Source organism: Flavobacterium psychrophilum (assembly GCA_001708385.1).
GTDB lineage: Bacteria > Bacteroidota > Bacteroidia > Flavobacteriales > Flavobacteriaceae > Flavobacterium > Flavobacterium psychrophilum_A.
In genome coordinates this window covers 979,188-997,811 of the sequence record CP012388.1, presented here as the reverse complement: position 1 = coordinate 997,811, position 18,624 = coordinate 979,188, and the positions used below count along the sequence as shown (strand labels likewise).

General features: G+C 39.6%; 17 protein-coding genes and 1 pseudogene. 5 read left to right on the top strand and 13 right to left on the bottom strand.

Annotated elements, in window-relative coordinates:
- The 3 genes from ALW18_04235 to ALW18_04225 are packed head-to-tail and all read right to left on the bottom strand — an operon-like array spanning position 1 to position 4,207.
- Positions 1–603 (bottom strand): NAD(P)H oxidoreductase, encoded by a 603-nt coding sequence (locus ALW18_04235; GenBank protein ID AOE51793.1) that lies wholly within the window; start codon positions 601–603, stop codon positions 1–3.
- 9 nt (positions 604–612) lie between these two features.
- On the bottom strand, positions 613–2,844 hold the full coding sequence (locus tag ALW18_04230; GenBank protein ID AOE51792.1) for a sodium:proton antiporter: 2,232 nt from the start codon (positions 2,842–2,844) through the stop codon (positions 613–615).
- 10 nt (positions 2,845–2,854) lie between these two features.
- Complete coding sequence (locus tag ALW18_04225) at positions 2,855–4,207, bottom strand: adenylosuccinate lyase (protein AOE51791.1); 1,353 nt, start codon at positions 4,205–4,207, stop codon at positions 2,855–2,857.
- A 210-nt stretch (positions 4,208–4,417) separates the two neighbouring features.
- Here ALW18_04225 and ALW18_04220 point away from each other — a divergent pair.
- Positions 4,418–4,735: pseudogene (locus ALW18_04220) on the top strand (hypothetical protein).
- Between the two features lie 94 nt (positions 4,736–4,829).
- Here the strand turns inward: ALW18_04220 and ALW18_04215 are convergent.
- From ALW18_04215 to ALW18_04205, 3 genes are all read right to left on the bottom strand, one after another.
- Positions 4,830–5,516: an NAD-dependent deacetylase gene (locus ALW18_04215; GenBank protein AOE51790.1), complete on the bottom strand. Its 687-nt coding sequence runs from the start codon at positions 5,514–5,516 to the stop codon at positions 4,830–4,832.
- A 255-nt stretch (positions 5,517–5,771) separates the two neighbouring features.
- Positions 5,772–6,563, bottom strand: a complete 792-nt coding sequence (locus tag ALW18_04210) for an anti-sigma factor (protein ID AOE51789.1) — start codon at positions 6,561–6,563, stop codon at positions 5,772–5,774.
- Positions 6,563–7,093, bottom strand: a complete 531-nt coding sequence (locus tag ALW18_04205) for an RNA polymerase subunit sigma-70 (protein ID AOE51788.1) — start codon at positions 7,091–7,093, stop codon at positions 6,563–6,565. Before ALW18_04205 ends, ALW18_04210 begins: the two co-directional genes overlap by 1 nt.
- Positions 7,094–7,155: 62 nt before the next feature.
- Here ALW18_04205 and ALW18_04200 point away from each other — a divergent pair, with 62 nt between their 5' ends.
- Positions 7,156–7,818, top strand: a complete 663-nt coding sequence (locus ALW18_04200; protein AOE51787.1) for an rRNA methyltransferase — start codon at positions 7,156–7,158, stop codon at positions 7,816–7,818.
- 17 nt (positions 7,819–7,835) lie between these two features.
- Here ALW18_04200 and ALW18_04195 read toward each other — a convergent pair whose 3' ends face one another.
- The 5 genes from ALW18_04195 to ALW18_04175 form a co-directional block, all read right to left on the bottom strand.
- The gene (locus tag ALW18_04195; protein ID AOE51786.1) at positions 7,836–8,600 is read right to left on the bottom strand and encodes a hypothetical protein; all 765 of its coding nucleotides are present in this window, start codon (positions 8,598–8,600) and stop codon (positions 7,836–7,838) included.
- A 122-nt stretch (positions 8,601–8,722) separates the two neighbouring features.
- Positions 8,723–10,600: a DEAD/DEAH box helicase gene (locus ALW18_04190; protein AOE51785.1), complete on the bottom strand. Its 1,878-nt coding sequence runs from the start codon at positions 10,598–10,600 to the stop codon at positions 8,723–8,725.
- A 99-nt stretch (positions 10,601–10,699) separates the two neighbouring features.
- Positions 10,700–11,272 (bottom strand): deoxyribonucleotide triphosphate pyrophosphatase, encoded by a 573-nt coding sequence (locus ALW18_04185; protein AOE51784.1) that lies wholly within the window; start codon positions 11,270–11,272, stop codon positions 10,700–10,702.
- 22 nt (positions 11,273–11,294) lie between these two features.
- On the bottom strand, positions 11,295–11,573 hold the full coding sequence (locus tag ALW18_04180; protein AOE51783.1) for a hypothetical protein: 279 nt from the start codon (positions 11,571–11,573) through the stop codon (positions 11,295–11,297).
- A complete protein-coding gene (locus ALW18_04175; GenBank protein ID AOE51782.1) occupies positions 11,570–11,878 on the bottom strand; it encodes a hypothetical protein in 309 nt (102 codons plus the stop codon). The genes ALW18_04180 and ALW18_04175 overlap by 4 nt, the downstream gene beginning before the upstream one ends.
- 165 nt (positions 11,879–12,043) lie before the next feature.
- Here ALW18_04175 and ALW18_04170 point away from each other — a divergent pair, with 165 nt between their 5' ends.
- Positions 12,044–13,309, top strand: a complete 1,266-nt coding sequence (locus tag ALW18_04170; protein AOE51781.1) for an 8-amino-7-oxononanoate synthase — start codon at positions 12,044–12,046, stop codon at positions 13,307–13,309.
- A 117-nt stretch (positions 13,310–13,426) separates the two neighbouring features.
- Here ALW18_04170 and ALW18_04165 read toward each other — a convergent pair whose 3' ends face one another.
- The gene (locus ALW18_04165; protein ID AOE51780.1) at positions 13,427–14,545 is read right to left on the bottom strand and encodes a GTP cyclohydrolase; all 1,119 of its coding nucleotides are present in this window, start codon (positions 14,543–14,545) and stop codon (positions 13,427–13,429) included.
- A 4-nt stretch (positions 14,546–14,549) separates the two neighbouring features.
- Positions 14,550–15,524, bottom strand: a complete 975-nt coding sequence (locus tag ALW18_04160; protein ID AOE51779.1) for a hypothetical protein — start codon at positions 15,522–15,524, stop codon at positions 14,550–14,552.
- Between the two features lie 129 nt (positions 15,525–15,653).
- Here ALW18_04160 and ALW18_04155 point away from each other — a divergent pair, with 129 nt between their 5' ends.
- Positions 15,654–15,926: a hypothetical protein gene (locus tag ALW18_04155; protein AOE51778.1), complete on the top strand. Its 273-nt coding sequence runs from the start codon at positions 15,654–15,656 to the stop codon at positions 15,924–15,926.
- A gap of 224 nt (positions 15,927–16,150) precedes the next feature.
- Complete coding sequence (locus ALW18_04150) at positions 16,151–18,607, top strand: hypothetical protein (protein AOE51777.1); 2,457 nt, start codon at positions 16,151–16,153, stop codon at positions 18,605–18,607.
- Positions 18,608–18,624: the final 17 nt, after the last annotated feature.

Sequence of the window (18,624 nt, the reverse complement as noted above, 5' to 3'; positions counted from 1 at the left end):
TTATACCAGTTTAGTTTTAAGCCAGTCGTTAAAATAGTGAAATTGCGCCACCTCTGCAACGTTTAATGGCTGGTTTTCGAGATAATGAAGCGCATGCGAGTATAAGTCAGCATTTTTTTTGTAACCTGCTTCGTTCATGGCGTGTGTGCCATGTATAACAAAAGGCGGCAGGTATATCATGTTGCATACTTTCGCCGTCTGGCAGAAAGGCTCTAATAGCTGAGGTATTGTAAAGTGTTCGCGGCCCATTGGGCTGTAATTCTCTTTTTTTCCACCCGTAGTAATGGCTTGCAGCAAAATTTTGCCTTTAAGTGCAAAACCTTCTTTTCCGTATGCCCAGCCATGTTCCAGTACAATGTCTATCCACTGCTTCAAAAGCGGTGGGCAGCTGTACCAATACATAGGATGATGCCAGACAACAATGTCATGAAGCATTAGCAGTTCCTGTTCGCGCTTCATATCAATGTCAAAATCAGGATATTCCTGGTACAGGTCGTGAAAAGTGATATTAGGCGAATTGGGTATGCTGTTTACAAGCGCAGTATTAGCGTTTGATTTCTCAAACAATGGGTGTGCAAAAATGATTAATATCTTATTCGCCATACATTCATACTATTTACAATACTGATTTATTAATTGCTTGTCGCCAACAAGCCATACAATATCGTTCTTTTTTAGGAGCGTGTGCGATTCAGGGTTCAATATCCTTTCATTATTACGCTCAATACCAACTACAAGTCCGTTGGTTTTTTCCCTAAGCTGTGCATCCCTTATACTTTTGCCAACAATAGCATCGCTGGTAAGCAGTATTTTCTGAAGTACAACTTCCGAAGCAGTTGGAGTAGCGGTTTCACGGCTTTTGTCAAGGTAACTTTCAAACACTTTTATCTGTTCATCCGTTCCAATAACATATAAAATATCTTTAGGATATACTACCTCATTACGGGGCGGAACATTTATAGTCTTTTCACCACGTTTTATAATGGCAATATTGATGCCTATTTCTTCCCGTAGCTGTAAGTCATTCAGTGTTTTACCTGCTATATTGCTTTCTGACGGAATTTCAAAAATTGCCATGTGTCCATCCCATGGGGTAAGCTCGCTCTTTTTTCGTATCCTTTCGGATATCTCCCTGCTGTTGAGGTTTTTTATAAAGTGATTTTCGAGATAGTAATATACCTGTTGCAGTTTTTTAGGGAATGCTATACCCGCAATAATCATAATGGCCAGTGCAGATAGTGCTACAATTGGCGATAGGAAGCTATTCAACAGTAACCCCAGGTAAAATAGTGCCAGGCATATCCTTATAAACAGAATGAAGGTTACAGGGCCTCTGTATTTCCTGTTTCTTCTGATATCTTCCATTGCTTTAGCGGCAACCCTTCGCAGGGCAAGAGCCCAAAGGAAAGGCGATATTATCACGAACATAATACCTGTGATGAGGATATGATCCCATTGTGAATCGCCTGAATCCGGTATAATGTAGTTTGATGCCAGTAATATTACGCCAAGTATTATCACCGAGTGAATAACGATTTGGGTAACGTTAGCTTTAAGGAATATTTTCCAGCTGCTTTCAGATTTAATAGTCTGTGTACTATAACTGTAATCTTCAATTTTTTTCAATACGCGTTCCGGAAGTATCTTTTCAAGTACTTTATAAATTGTTCCTGAGGATTTTATAAGGAAAGGCGTTGTAAAGGTTGTCACCGCAGAAATTGCTACGATAATGGGGTACAGAAATTCGCTTGTTACTTTTAGCGATGTACCCAGTGTGGCGATAATAAAAGAGAATTCACCTATCTGTGCAAGGCTCACACCTGCCTGTACCGATTGTTTTAAAGGTTGTCCTGATATTAATGATCCCAGAGTGGTAGACATTGATTTACCAACTATTGTTACCATGGTAATTATAAGTACAGGAAGCCAGTATTCTGCAAGTGTATCAGGGTTAATTAGCATACCCACCGATACAAAGAATACAGCCCCGAATAAATCTTTTACAGGTTTTACAAGGTGTTCTATGCGTTCTGCTTTAGTTGTTTCGGCAATAATAGACCCCATGATGAAAGCACCAAGGGCAGGAGAGAAGCCTGCTTTTGTAGCCAGTATAACCATCATAAGGCATAACGCCAGCGAAACGATAAGCATGGTTTCGTCGTTAAGTAGATTTTTGGCTTTCCTGAGCAGTGTAGGGATAAAGAATATACCTGACACAAACCATAATATGAGGAAAAAAACCAGTTTCAATGCCGATTCCAGTAACTCTATACCCGAGAACTGCTGGCTTACCGCTATGGTAGAAAGCAATACAAGCAGCAATATGGCTACAATGTCTTCTACGATAAGCGTACCGAAAACAATGCCTGCAAACTTTTGGCTTTTAACGCCGAGTTCTTCAAAAGCACGGATAATAATAGTTGTTGATGATATGGAGAGTATAGCACCCAGAAAGATGCTGTCCATTTGTGACCAGCCGAGGAGCTGACCGGTAAGATAGCCGAGGCCTATCATACAGGTAATCTGGGTGGCGGCGGTAATAGATGCCGAACCTCCCACCTTCATAAGCTTTTTAAAGCTGAATTCGAGTCCTAAGCTAAATAAGAGGATAATTACCCCAATTTCTGCCCAGACTTCTACATTGTGAGTGTCTTTTACCGAAGGGAAAAAATGAAAGTGCGGACCGGCTAAGAAACCGGCTATCAGGTAGCCCAAAACAAGGGGCTGCCTTATTTTTTTAAACAATAACACAGCAACGCCGGCTGTCATTAATATCAAACCTAAATCCCCAATTAGCGGATACAGGTGATGTGATGTCTCGGCTGCTGTGTTACTGTCTAACATATTCTATAAATTAGGGTGAGATCCCAAGATAGTTACCAGGGGTTATCTGTAATAGTTCTTCTTTAATTTCGTCGCTAACATTTAAGTTACCAATAAAGGCGTGCATAGACTCCTTGTTTATAACCGTATTCGTCCTTGTAAGGTCTTTAAGTGCCTCATAAGGGTTAGGATAAGCCTCACGGCGAAGTATGGTCTGTATAGCCTCGGCTACAACAGCCCAGTTCCTTTCAAGGTCTTCTGCAAACTTATCTTCGTTAAGCAATAGTTTGTTAAGTCCTTTAAGTGTAGCCTCAAACGAAATGATGGTATGGCCCATCGGTACACCGATATTTCTTAGAACGGTACTGTCTGTAAGGTCGCGCTGTAATCTTGATACAGGCAGCTTGGCAGAAAGGTGTTCGAATATAGCGTTAGCAATACCTAAGTTACCTTCAGAGTTTTCAAAGTCAATTGGGTTAACCTTGTGTGGCATTGCCGATGAACCTATTTCGCCTTCTTTAATTTTTTGCTTGAAGTAATCCATAGACACATATGTCCAGATATCCCTGTCAAGGTCAATAAGTATTGTATTGATGCGCTTAAGTGCATCAAAAAATGCTGCAAAGTGGTCGTAATGCTCAATTTGAGTTGTTGGGAACGAATGCTTAAGCCCAAGTGTACCTTCTACGAAATCATTACCGAATTTTCTCCAGTCGTTTTTAGGATAAGCAATAAAGTGTGCGTTAAAGTTACCCGTAGCACCACCAAATTTGGCAGCAAAAGGAACCATAAACAGAAGGCGTAACTGCTCTTCAAGACGCTCTACAAATACTAGTATCTCTTTACCCAGACGGGTAGGAGAAGCAGGCTGTCCGTGAGTACGGGCAAGCATTGGTATGTCTTTCCATTCTACGCTAAGCTCTTTCAGTTTAGCGATAACAGCTATAAGCGATGGCATGTATACGTTTTCAAACGCTTCTTTGGTAGAAAGCGGTATCGCAGTGTTGTTGATGTCCTGAGATGTAAGTCCAAAGTGAATAAATTCTTTGTACTCGTTAAGCCCAAGTTTATCAAATCCTGCTTTTATAAAATATTCCACGGCTTTAACATCGTGGTTGGTCGTTTTCTCGATTTCTTTTATCTGAAGCGCATCCTCGCTAGAAAAGTTTTTGTAAAGGTCGCGAAGCGGTCCAAATGTGCTTTTATCTACACCTGCAAGCTGCGGTAAAGGCAGTTCGCACAGGGCGATAAAATATTCAATTTCTACCAGCACGCGGTATTTAATCAGTGCTTCTTCAGAGAAATAGCCTGACAACGCTGCCGTTTTGCTCCTGTACCGTCCGTCTATCGGCGATATGGCATTAAGTTCAGATAGTTGTTGCATTTGTTTTATTTGCTAAAAAATGGTATTTCCGCAAATATAATCTTTTAAGGCCTAATTCAAAAATAAGAACAGCTCTTAAAATAAGTTTTTATGCCCTGCGTTGTATATTTTAACGTTTGTTTTAACCAACCTAACCGTACAATTATAAAAAAAAATTTTATTTTACCATTCCTGTTATTTTTCCTGATCGGATTTACATCCAAACCTAAAAATTTATACCAGATTGCCCAAGAGAACAAAGGCAAAGTAATACTTGTCGACTTTTGGGCGAGCTGGTTCAAACCCTGCCGTGAGGAACTAATGAAACTACCAAAGTTTAAAAAGAGTTTTGAGGGGAAGGGTGTGGTTTATGTTTACATTTCCCTTGATATAGATGAAGCAAAATGGAAACAGGCAATTGAAGAGGAAGGAATATCCAGCGCGTATAATTTAATAAGCAGTCAGGCTAAAGTATCTAAAATATTAAAAGGGCAAACCGTGCAGGCTATACCAAGATATATGATAACAGATAAGCAAGGAAAACTTGTTTAAGCTAATGCTCCCCGTTGCAGTAAGGATCTTAAAAAGTTGATTAATAAATATCTAGATGAATAAAGTAGTAAAATAAGTAGTTGTGCAATTTTTAAAATGCTCTCAATCTTTCCCTTACCACCGCCATGCCTTCGCTGGCAGTCATAGGAATAACTTCCAGAGCATTCTTTAAGTTAGGGATGCTTGCCGGGTTGGGGTCTATGTAAAATAAAAGAGTGTCACGTTGGGCATATTCTATTAAGCCTGCAGCGGGGTATACCTGCATAGATGTACCAACGATAATTACATAGTCGGCATCTTCAATGATGTCTATGGCATCGGCAATTGCCGGAACAGCCTCGCCAAACCACACAATATGCGGGCGCAACTGATGCCCATCGGTATGCAGATCGCCTGTGTTTATATCGGTTTTCCAGTCTACAATATCAAATTCGTTGTGAATGCTGCGGGCTTTAAGGAGTTCGCCATGCAGGTGTAAAACATTTGTGCTACCCGCGCGTTCGTGCAGGTCATCTACGTTTTGGGTAATTATGTGTACATCAAAGTCTTTTTCAAGTTCGGCAGCAATTATGTGTCCCTGGTTGGGTTGCACTTCAAACAGCTGCTGGCGGCGTTTATTGTAAAAATCCAGTACCAGAGCCTGGTTTTTGCGCCAGCCTTCGGGTGATGCAACTTCCATAACGTCATGGCCTTCCCAAAGTCCTCCGGCGTCGCGAAAGGTTTTAATGCCGCTTTCGGCACTCATGCCTGCACCTGAAAGTATTACCAGTTTTTTCATTTTAAATCAATTTAGTTTTTGTAGGGACGTAGCACTGCTACGTCTGCATTTTCAAAAATAAATTAAAATTGTTTATAATGGAATTTCACAATCGTATTAATTACAGAGACTTAGCAATGCTAAGTGTGTACTGTAAAAACGGCGTCAGAATGTAAAAAAAAGTGCACTAAGATATTTCACAAAGTGCACTTTTTAAATTGTATGTTGTACTGATTTCAAAATCAGAAATTATCTACTTAGAATATCATTTTTAAATTATACTTTTCCTAAAGTATAAAGCATTTCCATTGTAGGTGAAGGACTTCCGCCCGCGGGCTCAAGGGTAATACCAAAGGCTTGTGCGCCGTTAAAGTTGTCTACTGCTATAATGCCTTTGCTTTCGGCTACTTTGTTTTTATCAAGCACACCTATACTGGTTGGGGTAAGCGGGTCGAGCATTATCGCCCAAACCTGGTATACCTTACCCTCAGGAGCTTCGGGAAGACCTGCTATATCAACGTAAATTTCTTTCTTATCGTTGTTTACGTACATTTTTGCGTAAGCATCAGGTGCTGCTTCCTGTCCCGCAAGTGTAACCACGCTGCTGTTTTTAGCACGAATAACGCTTAATGCTTTTTCACTCTGTGTATTATCCTTGGTCAGGCTGGCTACCATCTGTTCGTATTTATTACGCTGCGCAGCCGATGCCGATTGTGCCTCCTGTGTTTCCTGGTTATACATATAGTACTGCGCGCCTATGCCGAAAAGGAATATGACGGCTGCTGCCCATCCAAGATACGATGCTGTGCTGCTTTTGCGCGATTCCATTGGCACCACGCCCGAATGTTTCTCTATAAGCTGCATGCGCACCCTATGGTATACTTCCGGCGAAAGATCCGGAGATACGGCGTAAGATAGGTCTATTACGGCTTTTTCTATAGAAAGGATCTCGGCCTGAACATCTTCATGCTGCCTGGCCATATCCTGCACCTCTTTATTTTCTTCTTCGGTTGTTACACCAAAGACATAAAGTTCTAAAATGCCCGATTCAATATACTCTCTGTTCATTATACTTCTAATATCGTTCTTAAATCCTTAATGCAATTCCTGTTTTGTGTCTTTACCGTACCTAAGGGCATAGCGAGTTCATCCGAGGCTTCCTGTTGGGTGTAACCTTTGAAAAATAATAACTCGATAATGCGTACGCAGGTAGGTTTAAGTTTCTTTACGAACTCACGAATACCAATGGCATCTATCTTATTGACTACCGTGGCATTGTGGTCAAGGATATGTACGAAATTATCAACGGAGAGGTTTTTTAAATTCTTATTATGATCTTTAGATCTCAATTTATCAATGGCTGAATTTCTCGCAATATTCAGTATCCATGTAAAAAATCGACCTTTTGTATCGTTATAGGAATCTATATTCTTCCAGATCTTAATAAAAACTTCCTGAAGCACATCTTCAGATTCTTCTTTGTTTTTTATCAGATTAAAGATTACCCCATAAAGGCTTTTTGAATACATGTTGTACAGCGAGTTGAAAGCATTGCTGTCTTTTTTGTAGATTTGCTCCAGTAATTCTTCCTGTGTCATTTATATTATGGTTGGTTTAGGTACCCCTAATATATAAAAATTTTAAACGGCAAATTGAGTCCATGAAAAATACTTTCGATATAAACTATCTTAATTATCTAGAAACCATTATTACAGAAAATCGAAGGGATAAGTTCTTAAATGTGCTATCGCAACGTACAAAGCATTTTACGGTTGCTATAGAAGATCTTTTCCAGCTTCATAATACCAGTGCGGTTATGCGTAGCTGCGAGATCTTCGGTATACAGGAATTGAATGTAATAGAGGAGAAGTACGGAAAAACAATTGACAAAGAAATTGCCATGGGAGCCCAGAAATGGGTAGATGTAAACCGTTATAATGCTATAGGCGATTGTATAGCCGACTTAAAAGCTAAAGGCTACAGAATTATAGCTACCTCGCCACATGAAGAATCGTGCCTGTTGGAAGATTTTGATATTTCGCAGCCTGCTGCATTGTTTTTTGGTACAGAGCGTCTTGGGCTTTCAGAGGAAGTTTTAAGCCAGGCTGATGGCTTTTTAAAGATACCGATGTTTGGGTTTACTGAGAGTATCAATGTGTCGTCATCGGCCGCTATTATCATACAGCATCTAAGTAGTAAGTTGAGGAGTTCTGATATTCAGTGGCAGCTTACTGCCGAAGAGATTTTGGAGAAGCGCATTGACTGGGCGCGAAAATCTATTAAGGATATTGATTTTATTACCGAAAGATACCTTACTGATTAAATAAAAAAAACAGGAACTTAGTTCCTGTTTGTAGCTTTATATTCTTCATAACATCCGCTTATGGCATCCATGATCTGGAGGTCGTTAGAGTTTTTTATGAATTCTTCGGAGTAATTACAACGCTCTAAAATATCGGCTATGTCTTTTTTATTAACGCCAAGTAGTGCAGCAAGTGTTTCACGGTCGTATTTTTCGGCTAGTGCATTACGAACAGTGTCGTCTTTTTTCATTTCTCTAAGCCTACGCATTTCTGTTGGCTTTTTTCCGAATATATTATGTAGTAAATCTGCCGGGTTAAATACCGAGCTGATAATCTTTTTAAATGAGCTGCTTCCGCCGCCTTCGTAGCCTTGCGGTAATCCTGATATCGCGTAACGGTAGTTCTCTCTTACGGGAGCCAGTTTAGAGTCGATCTGAAGGTAGCCTGTAAGATTGTATTTGGAGATGATAACTTCCTCAAGGGTATAAGCCCTTTCGGTAAGTTCAATTTTTGTAACGTTTTTAAATCGTATCCAGTCGGCAGATACGCGGACTTTAATGGCCTGATAGCCTACAAGTGAAACGTGTAGCGTATCGTTTGCAGCGGCTTCAATGCTGAAATTACCACGATTATCGGTAACTGTAGCTTTTACACGGTTAATGTTTATGATGCTGGCATTAGACACAGGCTGTAAGGTGGCTTCATTAATAATAATGCCAGAAATCTTATCAGGAGCCGGTGCGTCCTGCGCATAGGTGCTTAACGAAAGTAAAGCCAATAAAAAAACTACAAAATATCTCATTGAATGTTTATGTTTTGTAAAAGTAATAAACAAACGGGATATTTTGTAGTTAGTATGTGAACTTGTTTAATTTTTTTTGACTGAAGCAAAAAATCTTAAACAAGTTTATAATCTAGCTTTATTTAGCTTCTTCTTGGTCTTCTTTCTCTTGAAGCTGAAGAATCACGGTTAGAGTCGCCTCTTCTTGGAGGGCGGCTGCTTCCTGCTCCTGATCCTGAACCAGAACCTGCACTTCTTGCACCGCTTCTTCCACCACCAAATGATGATGATTCGCCTCTTCTTTCGCCGCCTCTTCCACCACGGTCAGAGCTTCCGCCACGGTCAGAGTTTCCTCTAAAGCCGCCACCGCCGCCTCTGTTGTTGTGGTCTCTGCGTCCGCCATTGTTGTCTCTTCCGTCGTTTTTAGAGATCTCAACATTAATTCTACGGCCATCCATCTGGAAGCTGTTTAATATGTCAAGTACTTTTTCGCTGTGTTCAGCATCTGTATTAAAGAAAGAGAAACCTTCTTTTACATCCACTTTAAACACATCGTCACGTCCAAGTCCAAGAGTGTCACGAAGGAAATCCTTAAGGCTCATCCAGTCATAATTGTCTCTTGATCCTATATTAATGAAATAACGCGTAGCGCCATCATTACCTCTTGAAACACCTCTGTCTGCCCTGTCTCCTGCAGATTGTGCAGAAAGGTCACGGTTTTTCTTGTAGTAGTTGATGAAACGGTTAAATTCTACTGATACCATTTTCTTGATAAGCTCTTCTTTCGTAAGATCTTTCATTACTTCATAGATAGCAGGAAGGTAAGAGTCGATTTCGTGGTCAATTTCAACGTCTTTAATTCTGTTTGCTAAGTGGAAAAGCTGAATTTCGCAGATCTCCATTCCTGAAGGAATTGTTTTTTCCTGGAATTTTTGCTGGATGATCCTTTCAATAGCAGATATTTTACGTAATTCACTTTTAGTGATAATTACAATAGATGTACCTAATTTACCTGCACGGCCTGTACGTCCACTACGGTGGTTGTATGTTTCAATCTCGTCAGGAAGCTGATAGTTAACAACGTGTGTAATGTTGTCAACGTCAATACCCCTTGCTGCAACGTCTGTAGCAACAAGCATTTGTATCTGCCTATTACGGAACGATTTCATTACAGAATCACGCTGTGCCTGAGAAAGGTCACCGTGAAGTGCTGCTGCGTTGTATCCGTCTTCAATAAGTTTTTCGGCAACTGCCTGAGTGTCTCTTTTAGTACGGCAAAATACAACCGAGAAAATGTCCGGATTAGAGTCAGCAAGACGCTTAAGTGCTTCATAACGGTCACGTGCATTTACAAGGTAAAATTCGTGAGATACCGTAGATGAACCAGAGTTTTTGTGGCCTACTGTAATTTCAAGCGGCTTTCTCATGAATTCTTTAGCGATACGTGCAACTTCCTGCGGCATAGTAGCTGAGAATAACCATGTGCTCTTATCGTCTGGAGATGTAGATAATATGTTTACGATATCATCATAGAATCCCATGTTAAGCATTTCATCTGCCTCATCAAGAATACAGAAATCAATTTTAGACACATCTACAAGTCCACGGTTAATCATGTCCTGCATCCTACCCGGTGTAGCAACAATAATTTGTGCACCACGTTTAATGTCTCTTGCTTGTTCTGTAATGCTTGCTCCACCATACACAGCAACAGTGTTGATGCCTTTGATGTACTTAGAGTAAAGCTTAATTTCGTTTGTAATCTGTAAGCAAAGCTCACGTGTCGGCGATAAGATAAGCGCCTGTGTGTTCCTGTTTTCAGGATCTATTTTTTGGATAAGCGGAAAACCAAAAGCAGCGGTTTTCCCTGTACCCGTCTGGGCTAACGCTACTATATCTGTGTCTTTTTCCAATAATAGGGGAATCGCTTTCTCCTGTACTTCTGACGGATTTTCAAATCCTAGATCGGCTATCGCCTTCAGAAGCGATTCATTCAATCCTAATTGTTCAAATTTGTTCATATATATTTTTAAAATAGGTGCAAAGGTACTGTTTATTAGCGAGATAAACTAATACAGTTTATAGTTTTATTTTAATAAATATATTTGAAAATCAGAAAGTTAACTTTTAAGGAAGTCGATAAGCTGCTTCACAGCCCTTCCACGATGACTTAGGAGCGCCTTTTCGCCGAGTGAAATCTGCGCAAAAGTAACACCTAAACCTTCAGGTTTAAATACAGGATCATAGCCAAAACCTTCGTTTCCTGTCCTTTCTGTAGCAATGTTTCCGTCTACAATTCCCGTAAAAAGATGCTGTTCTCCGTTAAGATTTAATGCAATCACTGTTTTAAAGCGCGCCTCACGGTTGGTTTTTCCGACCAGTTCGGTAAGCAATTTGTTCATATTATCGTCAGCATTCTTCTGTTCGCCGGCATAGCGGGCAGAATATACACCCGGAGCACCGTTAAGTGCGTTAACTTCAAGTCCGGTGTCATCTGCAAAGCAATCATAGCCATAGTTTTTGGTAACATAGTCTGCTTTAAGGATGGCATTACCTTTTATAGTGTCTGCGGTTTCAGGAATTTCTTCATGGCAGCCTATGTCTTCAAGGCTTAATAGATCTATCTCGGCAGGAAGCTGATGCTTTATTTCCTGGATCTTATTTTTATTATTGGATGCAAAAACGAGTCTCATTAAAATATATTAGGTTTTGATATTAAAAAACGCCAAGGCCAATTACAAGTCTGAAAGCTCCGAATACAAAGGCAACACTACAAAGTATCAGTCCGATTGGCACATCGTTGTTTCGGCGTATCATTGGGTCGTCATATCTGTAATCAATATTTCGCTGCTCATTGTAGGCTAATGCGCCAAGTATAATACCGACAATTGCAAGTGGTATATTGAACCAGTTGAACCATCCGAGGCAGGGGATAAACCCTATGCACATTCCTACGATGGCGAAGATTCCAATAATTAAGCTGGCCTGTTTCATTTTGATTGTTGTTTTAGATTGATGATTGTAAAATAGGTTATAAAAAGTATTGTATTGATTGCTGTTATTAAATATAGTAGGGCTGCGAGGCGGTTGAGTGCTATTCCTTCCTTAAAATTTCCTGCCGATAACTGAAGGAAACTACGTGTGGAGCCGCACATAAAACATTCTTTACCAAATTGCTTTACACTATAGCATGTTGGTGTAATAGTAAGCACAGTGTCGTAGGGTACAAACAAGCTGATGCACAGTACTACTATACCGCATGTAGAACCTATTATCCAGACAATTTTTGCTGTGCCCAAACCGTTTTCGGCTTAAATTTGTGTAACTTTTTTCAAATATATATTTAATTTTTAGAATTGTTTTAGCTGTTGTGTAATTATTATATTGATTGTTAAAAATTATTATGATGTGACCGATTTAATAATTACTTTTGGTGCGTTTTTTAAAAGCACAAAACTTGAATTATGGTAAAAGATCTTTTTGAAAGAATACAGAAGAATAAAGGCCCTTTAGGAATGTGGGCTTCTCAGGCTGAAGGGTATTTCGTTTTTCCTAAACTGGAAGGCCCTCTGGCAAACAGGATGCAGTTTCACGGTAAAGAGGTTATTAACTGGAGTATAAACGATTATTTAGGATTGGCTAACCACCCTGAAGTTCGTAAAGTTGATGCTGAGGCTGCTGCCGAATATGGTGCGGCTTACCCAATGGGAGCGAGGATGATGAGCGGCCATACTTCATGGCACGAAAAACTGGAGCAGGAACTGGCGTCTTTTGTACAAAAAGAATCAGCTTACCTATTAAACTTCGGTTATCAGGGGATGGTATCTACTATTGATGCCCTTGTTTCTAAAAACGACGTAATTGTTTATGATGTAGATTCTCACGCTTGTATTATTGATGGTGTGCGTCTTCATATGGGTAAACGTTTTACATACAAACATAACGATGTAGAGAGCCTTGAGAAAAACCTTGAGCGCGCTACAAACATGGCTGAAACTACCGGTGGTGGTATCCTTGTTATTACCGAAGGTGTTTTTGGTATGAGAGGCCAGCAAGGTAAACTTAAAGAGATCGTTGCCCTTAAAGAAAAATACAATTTCAGGCTATTGGTAGATGATGCACATGGTTTTGGTACACTTGGTAAAACAGGTGCAGGAGCAGGTGAGGAGCAGGAATGCCAGGATGGTATTGATGTTTACTTTTCTACGTTCGCAAAATCTATGGCTAGTATAGGCGCATTTGTGGCGGCTGATAAAGATATTATCGACTTCCTTAAATACAACCTTCGTTCTCAGATGTTTGCTAAAGCGCTTCCGATGCTATTGGTAAAAGGAGCACTTAAACGTCTTGAGTTGCTTAAAACTACTCCGGAGCTTAAAGATAAACTTTGGGAGAATGTAGATTACCTGCAAAACGGACTTAAAGCTAAAGGTTTTAATATTGGTGATACTAACACTTGTGTTACTCCGGTTTACCTTGAAGGAAGTATTCCTGAAGCAATGGTAATGGTTAACGACCTTAGAGAGAACTACAGTATATTCCTTTCAATTGTTGTGTATCCGGTAATACCTAAAGGAATTATTCTTTTAAGGATGATACCTACAGCTACACACACTATTGCAGATATCGATGAGACCCTTGCTGCATATGAGGCTATCCGTACTAAATTAGAAAACGGTACGTACAAAGAAATCGCTGCACAAACTAAAGTAGACGTTTCTGCTCAATAAGCAGTTTATATATAGTATTGAAGCCCACGCACTGCGTGGGCTTTTTTTATTGGTCGGTATAGCTATAAAAAAACTCCGAAACTTACGGTTCCGGAGTTTTATATTGACAAGGATTTATTATAAATCTTTCCTGTATGTCCTTCTGCGTTTGTTAACTTTTGGGTCAAAGTGTTTCCAGAGGTTTTGTATCGCGTGGTTATCTTCCAGTTCGGGCGTACGTATGCAGTTCTCTATCTTATTTTCTGTAAATACTTTAAAATACTCTTCGAATATAATAGCTGTAACGCCTTTATTCTGATATTCCGGGTCAACACCAATCAAATAGAAAACAACGTCCTTGCTCTTCTTTCTGGCCTTTAAAAGGTGAAGGAATCCAAAAGGGAATAGTTTTCCGTTCGCCTTCTTTAATGCTTCCGAAAACGAAGGCATAACAATGCTAAAAGCAACCAGCTTGTGGTCTTTATCTTCTACGAACTTAATATATTCAGGATTGATAAAGCTGATGTACTTCTTTTTAAAATACTCTTTCTGAACATCTGTAATGGCAACAAAAGAAGACAGGTCTTTGTATGAATCATTAAATAGGTCAAACATTTTGTCTACATGTGGCATAACATCTGCTGTAGTCTTAAAGTCAAGAGCTTTAAGTCCATAACGCCTTTTAACCAGTTCGGCAGCTTTCTCAAATACAGTAGGGTGTACATTACTAAAGCTGAAAATACTTTCGATGTATTCCTTCTCTTTTACATAGCCAAGCTTCTCAAAATGCTCTTTGTAGTAGGGGTGGCTGTACCAGGTTATCATGTTGCCCATCTGGTCAAAACCTTCAATAAGCACACCTACTTTATCCAGATTAGAAAAACCCATTGGTCCCTCTACATATTCAAGGTTGTGTTCGCGACCCAGTTCGTATACTTTTTCAAGCAGGGCTTTGGTAACTTCAATGTCATTAATAACATCAAACCAGCCAAAACGTACTTTCTTTTTCTGCTGCTCGTTTATTTCCTGCCAATTAACAATGGCAGCTGTTTTGCCAACTATCTTACCATCTTTGTAAGCAAGGTAAAATTTAGCATCGGCATGCTCAAAAGCAGGGTTTTTAGTTTTATCAAAACTGTCAAGCTCTTCGTTTATAATAGGTGGTATCCAGTACGGATTGTCTTTATACAACTCAAAAGAGAACTTTACAAAATCTTTCAGTTCTTTCCTGGTCTTAGCTTCTTTAATCGTTATCATTTTATTATTCTCCTTCGGGTAGTACGTTATCAAGTCTTTCTTTTTCCTGCTTCTCTTTTTGCTTTTTCATCTTCTTGTCCATGTCACTTTGGTCTTTCTCGGCATCGGCCTTACCTGGAAGTAATATATCCCTGTAGTCGGCATCAAAACGCCATGAGAAGCCAACACCACCATATAATATAGATGGAGTATTCTTGAAGTTTTTACTTATAGATGCATCAAGCTGCATATTGTCGTTTAGCAGGTAAGCAGCGCCAACACGTCCAATTACGTCAGCATAATAGTCGCTCTTATAACCCTGCAACTCTACAAAACCCGACCATTTGGCAGCAAATGCCCTTGTCAGGGTAGAAATTATGCCATAGCTAGGGTAGTCGGTGGTAATTTTGTCAGCTATAATATTATTTACCCAGATCACATTTCCAAAACGGTTTTGGGTGATGGCCATTATCTTTGGGCTAAAGCCATCATCAGGAAAGGTATACGGGTTGTTTTTACCTATAAGATTTACACCTGCATATACCGATATTGCCGGTATTAGGCTGTGCCATTTAAATTTGTGATTTTCCTTCCAGCTGTATATGTTTACCTCGGGATTGTAATTTTTCATCGGATCATAGATAAGGTACTTTGCTCCAATGGTAAACTGCCTGAAATCGTTACGGTTAGTTGTATAAATTGCATCTTCAAACTGGTCGAACTGGTATTGCATATCGGCAATAAATTCAAGCTGTTCAAGGAAAGCACCATAACGAAGCTGGAGGTCTAAACCAAGTCCTTTCGTCTCGGTATTAAGTATGTCGTGCTTCTCTTTAATACCATAAACACCGGTTTCTACCTGCATTACAGTTTTACCTACCGAGAAGCCGCCCATAGATTCGCCGGGACGGTTAGAGTTGATCTGGTCGGTATATTGTGCACTGGCAATTCCGGTGCTAAAAAGTAAGGCGAGTGGAAAAAATTTGCTGAAAACGGTCATGTTTGGCTCGTTTATTGGTTATACTTTAACGTATGGTTTTCCAAAAGTAGTATATTTTATTATTAATTTAGAGGCCATGTTTTATTTTTAAATAACAGATTACGTATTTTTGACAAAATTTTATTGCCAATGGAAACCGCATCATTTTATGGTCTTGTAAAGACATTAGTCTGGATCTTATTTATATATTATGCATTTAAAATATTTTTTAAGCTTTTTGGGCCTGCAATCTTGCAGACTGCTGTAAGAAAGGCAGAGAAAAACATGTACCAACAGTTTCAGAATCAGCAGCAACAAAAGAGCCAGCAATACCAGCAACAGACAAACACACCTCCAAAGAAAGATATTCCCCATGAAAAGAAAAAAGTTGGAGAATATATTGACTACGAGGAGATTGAATAATATCAAAAAAAACCTTTCTGAAAAGAAAGGTTTTTTTATGCCCTTTAATTATACGCTACTGTTGTAAATACTAAAATGGCTTTTTTTTAACTTTTGCATTTCTTTACACATTGCTGTGAAATAATCGTATGGAGTTTTAAATTTTGTTTCTAATTTGAAAACATTAGCAAAGGGCATTTGTAGAAAATTAAGTATCTTCACGGCGTTTTTTACAAAACTACTTTATGAAAAATATCAATAGGTTTTATCCGCATTTACTTGCCATTTTAGGATTTGTAGTCATTTCGTTAATCTATTTTTACCCTGTACTGCAAGGTAAAAAAATATACCAGTCAGACATTGCCCAATACACGGGAATGGCTAAGGAACAAAATGATTTCAGGAAAGAAACAGGTCAAGAGCCTTATTGGACAAATAGTGCCTTCGGAGGTATGCCAACCTATCAGTTAGGGGCAAAATACCCACACAACTACGTAAAGCAGATCGATGAGACAATACGCTTTTTGCCACGACCAGCAGATTACCTTTTTATCTATTTCATAGGTTTCTATGTACTGTTATGTACCCTCAAAATAGATCCGCTAAAAGCTTTCTTTGGAGCGTTGGCGTTTGGTTTTTCTACCTATCTTATTGTAATATTGGGTGTTGGGCACAATGCAAAGGCCCACGCTATTGCTTATATGCCTTTGGTTATAGCCGGTTTCGTATTGGTTTTCCAGAAGCGATACGTTAAAGGAGGATTGCTTACAATGGCTGCGGCCGCACTTGAGCTGAATGCCAACCACATACAAATGACGTATTACCTGTTCCTTTTACTATTGGTTATGGGAATATGGTTCCTTATTGATATCATTAAAAAGAAAGAGTATAAGCATTTAGGTATATCGTTAGGTATCTTTTTACTGGCAGGTTTACTGGCTGTAGGTACCAATACTACTAACCTTATGGCTACAGCAGAATACGCTAAATACAGTACACGAAGCGATAGTGAGCTTACGGTAGATCCCCAGGGTAATCCTAAAGCAAGCACTAATGCTATGTCATATGAGTATATTACCGACTATAGTTACGGTATTGCAGAGAGCCTTGATCTAATTTCACCAAGGTTATTCGGCGGATCGTCAGGCCATGACAGGGTTCCTGAAGATTCTCATCTAGTAGAATTCCTTCAGACACAACAGATTGCTGAAAACGAATATATCTCTAAGCAGCAGGCTATGGAAATTGCAGGTTCGGGTATTCCTACTTATTGGGGAGACCAGTACAGCGTTGCAGCTCCTGCCTACATTGGTGCTATAGTGTTCTTCCTTTTTGTACTGGCGATGTTTGCAGAAGAAAGAAAGATCAAATATGCTTTTTTAGCCGGTGCTATAATGTCGTTGCTGTTATCGTGGGGTAAACATTTCCCAATACTAACGAACTTCTTTATAGAACATTTCCCTATGTACAACAAGTTCAGGGCTGTAGCATCTATCCAGGTATTGTTGGAAGTATGTATACCGGTTCTGGCTGTAATGGGATTATACTCGTTCTTTACAAAAGACAAAGAAAACCAGTGGAAAGTGCTTTGGAAATCTGCCGCGGTGAGCTTAGGGCTTATCGTGTTGCTTTTCCTGTGTAAAGGTATGTTTAACTTTGCAGGATTAAATGATGATGCAGTTATACAGGCTTATGGTCAGGAGTTTATGGACGCCCTTAAGGCTGACAGAAAAGTTATGTACAGTGCCGACCTGCTTCGTTCAGGGTTCCTCATATTAATATCGGCAGGTACGCTTTGGTTGTACAATAAGCAAAAATTATCGCAAACGGCAGCAGTTTTATTGGTAGGGCTGTTTATGGTGGGCGACCTTTTCTTTGTAGATAAAAGATATGTAGATGGCGACAGTTTCCAGAGCGCCAGTAAAATAGATATTCCATTTCAGCCTACAGTTGCAGATCAGCAGATTATGCAGGATACCACACATTACAGAGTGTTTGACGTAGATGGCAGCCTTAACAGCGCACGTGCGTCGTATTTCCATAAATCATTAGGCGGATACCACGCGGCTAAACCAAGAAAATTACAGCAGATATTTGAATATCAGTTGGCTAAAAATAATATGTCAGTGCTTAATATGCTTAACGTTAAGTATGTTATACAAACAGATGATAAAGGGCAGGAGGTACCTTCACTTAACGGACAGGCTAATGGTAACGCATGGTTTGTAAGCAAAGTAAGGATTGTAAATACACCGGACGAAGAGATGAAATCGCTTGATAAGATGAACACCAAAACGTCTGCGGTTATCAATAAAACAAGGTTCCCCGAAGCTGTGACCAGAACTTCTTTTGTGGTGGACAGCATAGCGACAATAAAGCTTACATCGTACGAGCCTAACGAATTGAAATACACTTCTAATAACCCTAATGAAGGGGTGGCTATATTCTCTGAGATCTATTATACTCCGGGATGGAATGCCTACATAGATGGTAAGCCGGTGCCTCACTTTGAAGCTAACTATACCCTTAGAGGACTTAAAGTACCTGCAGGCAAACATACTATTGATTTTAAGTTTGAACCGCAGGTAGTTAAGACTGGAAGTACGATAGCGCTTATCAGTTTCCTATTAATGCTGGCGCTACTTTGCGCAGGTATTTACACCGAATGGAAAAAGAAACAGGGAGTAAAGCAAACAGCATAATAATTAATCAATAGTCA

Bases quoted from the DNA above. Each gene is read 5' to 3' on its own strand.
- ALW18_04150 (AOE51777.1), top strand. From the start codon at position 16,151: ATGAAAAATATCAATAGGTTTTATCCGCATTTACTTGCCATTTTAGGA.
- ALW18_04185 (AOE51784.1), bottom strand. From the start codon at position 11,272: ATGAGACTCGTTTTTGCATCCAATAATAAAAATAAGATCCAGGAAATA.
- ALW18_04190 (AOE51785.1), bottom strand. From the start codon at position 10,600: ATGAACAAATTTGAACAATTAGGATTGAATGAATCGCTTCTGAAGGCG.
- ALW18_04215 (AOE51790.1), bottom strand. From the start codon at position 5,516: ATGAAAAAACTGGTAATACTTTCAGGTGCAGGCATGAGTGCCGAAAGC.
- ALW18_04210 (AOE51789.1), bottom strand. From the start codon at position 6,563: ATGAACAGAGAGTATATTGAATCGGGCATTTTAGAACTTTATGTCTTT.
- ALW18_04235 (AOE51793.1), bottom strand. From the start codon at position 603: ATGGCGAATAAGATATTAATCATTTTTGCACACCCATTGTTTGAGAAA.
- ALW18_04165 (AOE51780.1), bottom strand. From the start codon at position 14,545: ATGATAACGATTAAAGAAGCTAAGACCAGGAAAGAACTGAAAGATTTT.
- ALW18_04230 (AOE51792.1), bottom strand. From the start codon at position 2,844: ATGTTAGACAGTAACACAGCAGCCGAGACATCACATCACCTGTATCCG.
- ALW18_04200 (AOE51787.1), top strand. From the start codon at position 7,156: ATGAAAAATACTTTCGATATAAACTATCTTAATTATCTAGAAACCATT.
- ALW18_04180 (AOE51783.1), bottom strand. From the start codon at position 11,573: ATGAAACAGGCCAGCTTAATTATTGGAATCTTCGCCATCGTAGGAATG.
- ALW18_04225 (AOE51791.1), bottom strand. From the start codon at position 4,207: ATGCAACAACTATCTGAACTTAATGCCATATCGCCGATAGACGGACGG.
- ALW18_04170 (AOE51781.1), top strand. From the start codon at position 12,044: ATGGTAAAAGATCTTTTTGAAAGAATACAGAAGAATAAAGGCCCTTTA.
- ALW18_04160 (AOE51779.1), bottom strand. From the start codon at position 15,524: ATGACCGTTTTCAGCAAATTTTTTCCACTCGCCTTACTTTTTAGCACC.
- ALW18_04195 (AOE51786.1), bottom strand. From the start codon at position 8,600: ATGAGATATTTTGTAGTTTTTTTATTGGCTTTACTTTCGTTAAGCACC.
- ALW18_04155 (AOE51778.1), top strand. From the start codon at position 15,654: ATGGAAACCGCATCATTTTATGGTCTTGTAAAGACATTAGTCTGGATC.
- ALW18_04205 (AOE51788.1), bottom strand. From the start codon at position 7,093: ATGACACAGGAAGAATTACTGGAGCAAATCTACAAAAAAGACAGCAAT.